Below are 10,151 nucleotides of genomic sequence, written 5' to 3' on the forward strand. Positions count from 1 at the left end.
CGAGCTAAATAAAGCGCTAACTGCGTTATAATTTTTTCAAGTAGAACAACTACATGTCAAAATTTACGCCTTGTTATCACTGTATTTATCTGTCGCTATAAATGGTCAGTAACTTAACACGATTGATATAAAAGGAATTACTAATGAAAAATACTCTAAAAACTCACCTGTTTCGTACTAACCACCTACAAATAGGTGAAGGTAATATTAGCGGTTATATCGGCTGCTTTTTAGCTATGCTGTCTTGTTTAGGCGTGCTCGCCTTTCATTTTCCAGAATATTTAACCACACCGGAATTGAGAAAGAGCTACAGTGTCGAATTTTTACGTCAACTGATGTTTGGTGCGCTTATCGTGGCCGGTAGTTTGGGGTTACTTAACTTTGTACGTAACAAAAATAAACGTTTAGGTGCAACTGCGTGGTTTTTTATTGTGCTGGCCATTGCGTTTGGCGGCCCTAATGTTGAGGTGAATGATTTTGCTGATAACACCCCCTATATAGGCCTAGACTGGTTTATATTAGATTTATTGGGCTCAACCTTAATATTTATTCTCATTGAAAAGCTGTTACCGCACCGCAAAGAACAAAAGATATTACGCAGTGAATGGCGCGGTGATCTAAACCACTTTTTTGTTAACCATTTGATTATTGGGTTTGTGTTATTAGTGACTAATCACTTTGTGCACTATGGTTTTGGTTGGGCAGTGTCAAGCACTGTGCAGGGCTACATCAGTCAATTACCTTTTATATTGCAAGTGCTGTTAATTATTTTAGTCGCTGATTTGATGCAGTACTTTGTACACCGCGCTTATCATGAAGTGCCTTATTTATGGCGTTTTCATGGTATTCATCACAGTGCAAAAGAAATGGACTGGCTTGCAGGCTCTCGCCAGCACATTTTAGAAATTTTAGTGACGCGCAGTTTAGTACTTACGCCTATTTTCGTGCTGGGTTTTTCGCAGCAAGTGATCAGCTTATATGTGATAATCGTGGGTTTTCAGGCGGTATTTAACCATGCCAATGTACGGGTGAAATTTGGTTGGTTGAAATATTTATTGGTTACGCCACAGTTTCATCATTGGCATCACTCTTCAGATAAAGCGGCCATTGACCGTAATTATGCTGCGCACTTTTCATTCTTAGATTATGTTTTTGGCACGGCCGTAAAAGGCCAACAAGAATGGCCAGAAGCTTATGGCGTAGTCGGGGACTATGTACCAACTGGGATGTTAAAACAGCAGCTGTTTCCGTTTAAAAAGCAAAAATAGTCGCGATATGGGAATCCTTTCAATTTAGTGTTTTCGATAGTGATCATATTTTATCGAGTATTGGTATGGACAGATAATAACCAAAAATATATTGCTAAAAAAGGTACTAGTAGTAATAATTGATAACTGAAGGAATATGTCTTAGTAGCGACTTTTTTGAAACTAATTAAACACAAGGATTCTATTTTGCAATTTAAATCATTTTTAGTGAGCTTATCTATTTTAGCCGCAAGTGGATGCGGTGGCTCTTCTGGAGACAGTCAAGATACAAAGCCACCTGCTATTTCAGAGCAAACGTTTACGCTCAAAATAACAGCCAATGGTGTTGCCGCAGGACTTGAAGTGTCATGGATGGATAACAAAGCGAAGCTTACTGCAGACAAGGTTATTGAACTGAGCGCAACGTCAAAAACATTTGTACAACCAACCTTATTAGCTATACCAGAAAGTATCACGTGCGACACACAGCTGAGCAATACAACAACGTTGAATTATAGCCTTGCTGTTAAATGTGTATCTTCTCAGGCGAGTTTTGCACAAACAACCCCTTATTCATACCCTGTAACTATTCGTTATGGCGAGCAAAGTATTCAGTTAAAAGACTCTCCAGTCTCGGTTCCACCACTTACAATGATTGAGCCTGAAATTACAGCGCTTGGCGGGCCACAGATTTGTGAAGTTGATGACTCCTCTAATCTTAAGTTTAAAGTAGCTTGCCGTCCTTATACTGTGGTGTATGAAAAACGTAAATTGTATTTGGTGTTTAGTGAACAAGAAAAGCAATTATTATTTGATAACCCCGACAAAGAGCGGTTAATTGAATCTGAATATTTATGGTTTGATGAGCAAGTTTGGTTTATTACTGAAGGCGCCTCTACGCAATACAAATTACACTCTGCTTCTTTTGATAATGGCCAATTAGGTAATTATAAAATCCATGATATTAACGCTTCAAGTCTAGCTATTTCAGGCGGTAAACTATTTGCGTTAACGTCTTTTCCTGATGGTGTTTATAGTTGGCAAAGTGGTAAATGGAAAGCAGTATCTAACCTAATCAACGATGGGGTTTTGAAAAGTGAATTTATTGCAAATAATCAAGACCTTTATCTAGCGCTTGAAGATAATAATGAGGTTTCATCAAAATCGTATATACAGATCATAAATGCTCAGATCCGAGGGAGCACTGTATTGAGTAAGCAGATCAGTACATTTAGTCATACACCATTTTTTGAATATGATGACATCACATTTGGTCTAGGTTTTGGTACTGATGAGCAGTTGCTTATAAATGTAATGGACGTTATACCAAGTGCGCGCGATGACGCTGTGTTTTCATTGAATAATGTACGCAATGCTACTATTTGGCAAAATGGTAATAACCAGTTCTTATTTACAAACCAAGACAGTGGTATTGAACAGTTTAAATTCACACGAGAACAAGTAGAGACAAGTACTGCATTCGATTTAACCGCGTTAAGACAAACAACTCCTGATTGGATTGGCGGCGACTTAGATACTTTACTAGCGGGTGATTTTGTAGAGACAGCATCGATAAAATATGCCGTGCTTAAATATTTACGTAAGGCTGATACAGAGCAGTCTGAATTGCAGTTGCAATCACGGCTAAATACCACTCAACCGATCAGAGTTTATAATGAAACATGGCGCACAATTGCGAGTTATGCACGAAGTAATACTAAAAAAATAACTCCTATTGTGAGTGAACAAGGCTATATATTGGTTTATGTAGGTGATGCGTCATCTAATCAATCAACGGGGCAGCTGTGGGCCCTATCAGCGGATAAAGAGTATTTGCTCAAAGATGATGTGTCATGGGAAAGTTATTCAATGAAAGACTTTCATTTTGAGACTATTTCTGAAAAACACCTTGTGGTGTATAGCGAATTTGCCAACGAAGTCATTACAATAACGCTTAATTAACGCTATTTTATTAACCAACTGAGCTTTGGGTGAATTAGTTTGACCAAAGCTCAGTAAAGTTACTGATATTATAAAAGCATACCAGACACGAAAGCCATATAAGTAGACCAAGGCTTATTTATATTCAGTTTTATTTTATAGCTATGTAGCAAAGCAAGGCGGTAAAGCACGACTCAGAGTCGCGCATAAAAGTTATAGTTTTTCTATTAGTGCTTTAAGAGTTGGTCGTTGGCTCATATCTGCATTCATACATTGTTGAGCAAGTGTTGTTAACTGTGTTGCATCGCTCGTAACTTCAGAACACACGCTCAGTAAATCATCAATTAAGCAGCCAATCGCTCTGACTTCAATACGCTGCATTTGTTGGCGCTGATAGTCGGTCAGAGAGTCTAAATTAGTTGCTGCGCCAAAGTCACCAAACAATACTGTGTATTCATCGTTTATCATGGTGTTGTGCGCATATACATCGCCATGACTTACGTTATTGATATGTAAGTGGGCAAGGGTGCTGACCATTTGCTTAGCAATGTGTTTAATGGCGTGAGCAGTGAACTGTGTATGCTCAAAAAAGGTATCGCGGGTGCAAGTATCAAGTGACGGCGGTAAGCCGAGGTTTTGATAGTCCTTACTGATAAGCTCCATAACCAGACCAAGTTGCTCTGGGTTATCGATATAGGCGAGAACGTTTATTAGGTTTTTATGTTCGCCCGCTTGCAAGCAACAGTTTACTTCATCAAGTGGATAGCCATCACTGGTGATCGCGCCTTTAAACAGTTTTAACGCCACATTATTGTGCTGCCACTGTGCTAAGTGAATAATCCCAGACGCACCTTCACCAATTTTTTCAACAAGTGAAAACTCGTTTAGTTGTACGGCTGCTAATTGAACTTGTTGTAAACTTTGTGCTTTATTAAAGTCATTGCCTGCAAAAGCCAGCCAACTGAGTTTTGGTAATTCAAACAGCCAGTCATTAACATCAGTTAAGTTATTCGCAGATAAACGCACGAGTTCAAGCGCTTGGCACTGCTGCATGCTGTGTGGCAAAGTCGTTAGTCGATTACCAGCAAGGGCAAGTTTACGCAGTTGCGTAAGTTCACCAAAAGAGTCTGGCAATTGTTCAATATGGTTGTCAGTTAAAATTAACCATTGTGTCGAAAGCGGCAAACTATGCTCGGCAAATTCACTGATTTTATTGCCTTTAAATGCAATCATAATAAGGGAAGGGCATTTTGCCAATACAGCAGGAATATGCTGGAACTGATTGAATGATAAAAACACCCGCTTTAATTTAGTTAAACTAGCAAATTCGTCGGGCAAATCAGATAAATTATTATTTGATAAATCGAGTACTTCGAGGGTATCTGCAAGGGTAAAAATTTCGTCTGGGAATGTGGTTAGCTCTTCAACTAGTTGTAAACGTTTAGTGCCAGCTAATTTACCACTACGAAGCTGTTCAACGGTATTCAAAATACAAATCCATTTATTTAGGGGTTTAACAATAAGAAAATAAAAAGGCCAATCAAGTTGGCCTTAGTCATAATTTTAGTCAATAAAATTAAAATTGTGCGTTGTGGTACACGTTTTGTACGTCGTCACAATCTTCAAGCATCGCTAAAAAGCGTTCCATTACTTCTACGTCTTCGCCTGCAATGGGTGCTTCAACTTGCGGCACAAAAGAGATCAAATCTTCATCAAACTCAGTAACGCCCATTTCTTCAAGTGCGGTACGGGTGTTGTTGTACTCAGTATGCGGAGCAAAAACAGTGACTTTGCCGGCTTCAACTTCTACGTCAGTAACATCAACGTCAGCCATCATTAGTGCTTCAAGCACGGCTTCGTCATCATCGCCATCAAATACAAAAATAGCTAAATGATCAAATAAGTGAGATACCGAGTTTTGTGCACCAATTTTAGCGTTTGCTTTAGTAAAACATACACGTACATCAGCAAAAGTACGTTTGTTGTTGTCAGTTAAGCAATCAACAATGATCATGCAGTTACCAGGGCCATAGCCTTCGTAACGAGTTGCTGAGTAGTCTTCACCGCCGCCGCCTTTGGCTTTATCAATTGCGCGGTCAATTACGTGTGCTGGTACTTGATCTTTTTTAGCGCGTTCAATTAAACGACGTAGCGATAGGTTGCCATCGGGATCAATACCACCATTTTTTGCGCAAATATAAATTTCTTTACCGTACTTTGAGTAAACTTTAGTTTTAGCACCCGCAGTCTTAGCCATTGAATCTTTTTTGTTTTGGTAAGCTCTTCCCATCTGCGTTTCGCCTTAAATATGTTTTTAAAAGTATAAATTTTGTAGTGCCGTATTCTATACCCAACTCGCTTGGAAATACAGAATTCAGTGGGAATTAAAGTTGCTTTGAGTGAGCAAGCAGCACAAAAAATATAACCCGCAGTTGCGGGTTATATTTTCAATCGAAATGTATCGGGTATATTACCAAATACGTACGCGTTGATCTTCTGGTAAATACAAGGCATCACCCGGTTGTACATTGAATGCTTTGTACCATGCATCGTGGTTACGTGGTGCTTGTGCTCTAAAGCGACCGGGTGCATGTGTGCCACCACGAAGCTGGTTTAACATGCTTTGCTCAGTGCGTTTTTCTTTCCATACTTGTGCCCAGGCTAGGAAGAACCGTTGATCGCCCGTAAGGCCGTCAATAATAGGCGCTTCTTTACCGTTTAGGCTGAGTTTGTAAGCGTGATAAGCCATTGCTAACCCACCCACGTCACCGATGTTTTCACCTAAGCTATTACGACCATTAACGAAGTTACCAGGGATTGGCTCGTATTGACTGTATTGTGCAGCAAGTTGGTCGGCTTTGGCATCAAATGCAGCACGATCGGCATCTGTCCACCAGTTACGTTGTACGCCGTTAGCATCTGATTTAGAGCCTTGATCGTCAAAACCATGGCCCATTTCATGACCAATCACGGCACCAATGCCACCATAGTTTACTGCCGGATCGGCATTAGGATCGAAAAATGGTGGTTGTAGAATTGCTGCAGGGAATACAATTTCGTTAAACGAACTGTTGTAGTAAGCGTTAACACGTTGTGGTGTCATGCCCCAGCGGTTACGGTCGGTTTTTTGCAATTCTTTTGCAGCGCTTTCAGCTCGGAAAAACTCGCGGGTATTTTTGATGTTGCCCATCAAATCATTGCTACTTATGCTTAAACCATCAAATGATTGCCATACATCGGGATAGCCAATTTTAGGCACAAACGCAGCGAGTTTAGCGCGGGCATTTACTTTAGTTTCTGCGCCCATCCAGTCTAGGTTGTCAATACGTTCGCCCAGAGCTGTTCGCAGGTTTTCTACCAATGCTGACATTTGTTGTTTTGATGATTCAGGGAAGTAGCGTGCTACATACACTTTACCAATGGCAAAACCTAATGAATCAGTGCTCGACATTTGGCTGATAGCGCGTTTCCAGCGTGGGCGAGGCTCTTGCTGGCCATTTAGCTCTTTTCCGTAAAATGCGAAGTTAGTATTGAATACATCTTCAGACAGTAGCTCTGCATTAGAGCTTAGTGCGTGATAGGTTAAGTAATCTTTCCATACAGTAAGATCTTCTTGATTGATCAATGCAATCATGGCTTTGATCGGCTCTGGTTGCGATACATTTAACTGTGGTACTTGGTATCCTGTTTGTTCAAAATACAGATCCCAATTAAAATCAGGATAGCTAGAGCTCAGCTCGCTGCGTTCGATTTGATTTAGGGTAAGGTCGCGGTTACGACGTTTTTCTCGTGGCCACTGGCCTTGTGCTATTTTGGTTTCAAGGGCTAAAATTGCCTCAGCACGTTCAGTTGTATTGTCAACACCTGCAAATTTAAGCATGTCGGCAATATGGGCTACATAAGCAGTACGAGTTTTAACAAAACGTTCTGAATCTTCAAGGTAGTAAGAACGATCTGGTAAACCTAAGCCGCCAGCACCTAATGACATTTCATATTTATTTGGGTCTAAGCGGTTAAACCACATGCCACCACCAATAGGCGAGTTAACGCCCGTTAACCACGATTGGCCAAACAATTTGGTTAGATCATCGGTTGATGAAACGTTACTAATTTCCGTTAGTAGTGGTTTAATTGGCGACACACCAAGCTTATTAAGGGTATCGGTATCCATATACGCGTTATAGAAATCGGCAACTAACTTTTCTTCAGTATTTAAATCTTTTCGGGCTGCGATCTCTTCAATAATTGCCTTAACACGCTCTTCGCTGCGCTCTGCCAATCCTGCAAATGCACCGTAGCGAGTTTTATCGGCAGGCATAACGTAGTTGTCATACCATGTGCCACTGGCGTACATGAAAAAGTCATCACCTGGTTTTATGGCTTCATTGCGGGCTGTTAAATCTACCCCAAAGCTACCTAATTCAGCTTTTGCTGTCTGGGTTTCGGCACTAGGCTGCTGTTGCGCTTGTGTTGTTTTAGGCTCTGAACAGCCGGTCAGAAATGTGGCAGCAAGTGTTGCTGCAATAAGTGTTTTCTTCATTGGATTTCCCTGAATGTAATTTAATTATTTTTATCTCACGTTTTTCTAACTCGGATTGTTATTGATAACCTAAAAACAGACAAACTTTTGAGGTGAATTACTTCTCAGTTAGGTGAAACAACAAGCAACGCGACATACAGTGTGTATCCCGCGCCGAAGATGAGTCTCCATGTTTATGCTGTTTTTTGTTGAAGTTCCCACATGCGCGCGTATTCACCATTGAGGGTAAGTAACTCATCATGTTTACCTTGCTCGATCAGCTGGCCCTCTTTGAGCACAATAATCGTATCTGCATCTGTTATTGTTGATAAGCGATGGGCAATAACTAAACTGGTATGATTAGAGGCTAGTGCAGACATGGCTTTTAATATTGCTTGCTCGGAATGAGAGTCTAGCGCTGATGTTGCTTCGTCAAAAATGATAATAGGGGAGCGTTTTAAAATGGCTCGGGCTATGGCAATGCGTTGTTTTTCACCGCCTGAAACTTTTAAACCTCGTTCACCAACGAGGGTTTGATCACCTTTATCTAAACTATCAATAAAGCTGCGTAAATGCGCCATATTAATAGCATTATCAATGTCTTGTGCTGTAGCATCTGGACGGCCATAAGCAATGTTGTCGCGAATGCTGGTATTAAATAACACAGTATCTTGTGGCACAATGGCAATCGCTTGTCGCAAGCTGTTGAGTGTGACGCTAGTAAGTTGTTGACCATCAATATGTATTTCACCGCTGTCAATATCATAAAAGCGATACAGTAAACGGGCTAGGGTGCTTTTTCCTGCACCGCTGGCGCCCACCACCGCGACTTTGCTGCCTGCTTTAATAGAAAAACTAAGCTGCTTAATGATAGGTCTTGATGGATGGTAGCCAAAGTTAACGTTTTTAAATTCTATATCAGCGTGTTGTATATTGAGCTGTTGTGCATTTGCTTTATCTGAAATGAGTGGTTTACGGGTTAATAGTCCGAGCATATTTTCAAGGTCGGTTAAGGCGCGGCGAATTTCTCGATAAACAAAGCCTAAAAAATTGAGCGGTAAAAATAATTGGATCATATAGGCGTTGATCATTACCAACTCACCAATAGAGAGTGTGCCTTTAACCACTTCAATACTAGCAAGCCACATTAAGGCGGTGATCGCTGCTGCTATGATCAAGGCTTGACCTGAATTAAGGGCAAGCAACGATAAGCGGTTTTTAAGCCGGGCTTGCTCCCAACTAGCTAAAAAGCCATCATAAGTTTGTGCTTCATGCTTTTCATTATTAAAATATTTAACGGTTTCATAATTAAGTAAGCTGTCAATAGCACGGCTATTACTATTATTGTCGGCTTGGTTTGCTTCGCGAATAAAGCGGTTGCGCCACTGTGTTACAACAACCGTGAAGGTAATATATAAAGCCACTGCAAGCAGGGTAACTACGGCAAACCACGGCGAAAATAAAGTTGCAAAAATAATCGCAACTACGGCTATTTCAAATAAAGTTGGCACAATATTGAACATTAAAAAGCGCATTAAGAAGCTTAAGCCACTGGTGCCACGCTCTATATCACGGCTAATGCCGCCAGTTTGCCTATCAAGATGAAACGACAACTCAAGGCTGTGTAGGTGATTAAATACTTTTAGGCCAATATGGCGCATAGCATGTTCAGTTACACGACCAAACAACGCATCACGTACTTCACCAAAAAACACACTCGCAAAACGTAGTCCGCCATACAGTAACAGTAAAGCTATGGGTACGATGACTATATTTTGTAAACTTGGATCAACACTGTCGATTATTTCTTTCAGCGCCCATGGCATCAATAAAGTGGCACCCTTTGCGGCGATCAATGCCAGTGTTGCAAGTGTTACACGGCCTTTAAAAGCAACTAAGTAAGGCCACAAGGTGACAATGCTTTGCTTTAAATTCATCGCATCATGATGTTTTATTGCTTCTTGTTTACCCATTCCGCGCATATTTTCTCTAACTCTATTAAGTCTGCATTAAACTTTTTCTAGTAGCCTAGAGTATAAACTTTAACAGTTTGTATCTAGGGCTATACTACTAACAGCACATAGTACAGTTTAGGCAGCTTAAGACAATGTTTTAGAGTGGTTAATTAAACTCAGTTTTTAACAAAGAAGGGAAAGCAGATGAAAACTATCGGATACGCAGCAAATCAAGCTAATACGCCATTAGAGCCATTTCATTTTGAAAGACGCGATTTGCGCGATGAAGATGTTGCGATTGAAATCTTATATTGCGGGGTGTGCCATTCAGATCTACATACCGTAAATAATGATTGGGGTGGTACTAGTACTTCGTCACACAAATTTTGACTAGTTGAGAGCACCGTAAGCTCTCTCTAGTTTTTCACGTGCTGAATCAACATTAAACATCCAATTTATACTGGCGCCTTCTTTATTTCGGCGCCATTC

At 40.5% G+C, this 10,151-nt stretch carries 6 protein-coding genes and 1 pseudogene; 3 read left to right on the top strand and 4 right to left on the bottom strand.

Annotation, left to right across the window (positions count from 1 at the left end; all coding sequences use genetic code 11):
* Positions 1 to 143 precede the first annotated feature (143 nt).
* Together H5201_RS21410 and H5201_RS21415 are read left to right on the top strand one after the other, a co-directional pair.
* Positions 144 to 1,268: a sterol desaturase family protein gene (locus H5201_RS21410; RefSeq protein ID WP_149982407.1), complete on the top strand. Its 1,125-nt coding sequence runs from the start codon at positions 144 to 146 to the stop codon at positions 1,266 to 1,268.
* A 186-nt stretch (positions 1,269 to 1,454) separates the two neighbouring features.
* On the top strand, positions 1,455 to 3,209 hold the full coding sequence (locus H5201_RS21415) for a hypothetical protein (protein WP_182785355.1): 1,755 nt from the start codon (positions 1,455 to 1,457) through the stop codon (positions 3,207 to 3,209).
* Between the two features lie 192 nt (positions 3,210 to 3,401).
* Here the strand turns inward: H5201_RS21415 and H5201_RS21420 are convergent, their stop codons facing one another.
* The 4 genes from H5201_RS21420 to H5201_RS21435 form a co-directional block, all read right to left on the bottom strand.
* The gene (locus tag H5201_RS21420; RefSeq protein ID WP_149982405.1) at positions 3,402 to 4,676 is read right to left on the bottom strand and encodes a leucine-rich repeat-containing protein kinase family protein; all 1,275 of its coding nucleotides are present in this window, start codon (positions 4,674 to 4,676) and stop codon (positions 3,402 to 3,404) included.
* 88 nt (positions 4,677 to 4,764) lie between these two features.
* Positions 4,765 to 5,478 carry a YebC/PmpR family DNA-binding transcriptional regulator gene (locus tag H5201_RS21425; RefSeq protein WP_145233481.1) on the bottom strand — a complete coding sequence of 238 codons (714 nt, stop codon included), beginning with the start codon at positions 5,476 to 5,478 and terminating at the stop codon, positions 4,765 to 4,767.
* A gap of 180 nt (positions 5,479 to 5,658) precedes the next feature.
* Positions 5,659 to 7,728 carry a M13 family metallopeptidase gene (locus H5201_RS21430; RefSeq protein ID WP_182760794.1) on the bottom strand — a complete coding sequence of 690 codons (2,070 nt, stop codon included), beginning with the start codon at positions 7,726 to 7,728 and terminating at the stop codon, positions 5,659 to 5,661.
* A 173-nt stretch (positions 7,729 to 7,901) separates the two neighbouring features.
* On the bottom strand, positions 7,902 to 9,644 hold the full coding sequence (locus H5201_RS21435) for an ABC transporter ATP-binding protein/permease (RefSeq protein ID WP_182740248.1): 1,743 nt from the start codon (positions 9,642 to 9,644) through the stop codon (positions 7,902 to 7,904).
* Positions 9,645 to 9,866: 222 nt separating this feature from the next.
* Here H5201_RS21435 and H5201_RS21440 point away from each other — a divergent pair.
* A pseudogene (locus tag H5201_RS21440) lies at positions 9,867 to 10,028 on the top strand (NAD(P)-dependent alcohol dehydrogenase); the annotation flags it as partial.
* Positions 10,029 to 10,151 lie beyond the last annotated feature (123 nt).

Origin of the sequence: Pseudoalteromonas sp. SG43-6, assembly GCF_014164365.1 — a bacterium.
Lineage (GTDB): Bacteria > Pseudomonadota > Gammaproteobacteria > Enterobacterales > Alteromonadaceae > Pseudoalteromonas > Pseudoalteromonas rhizosphaerae.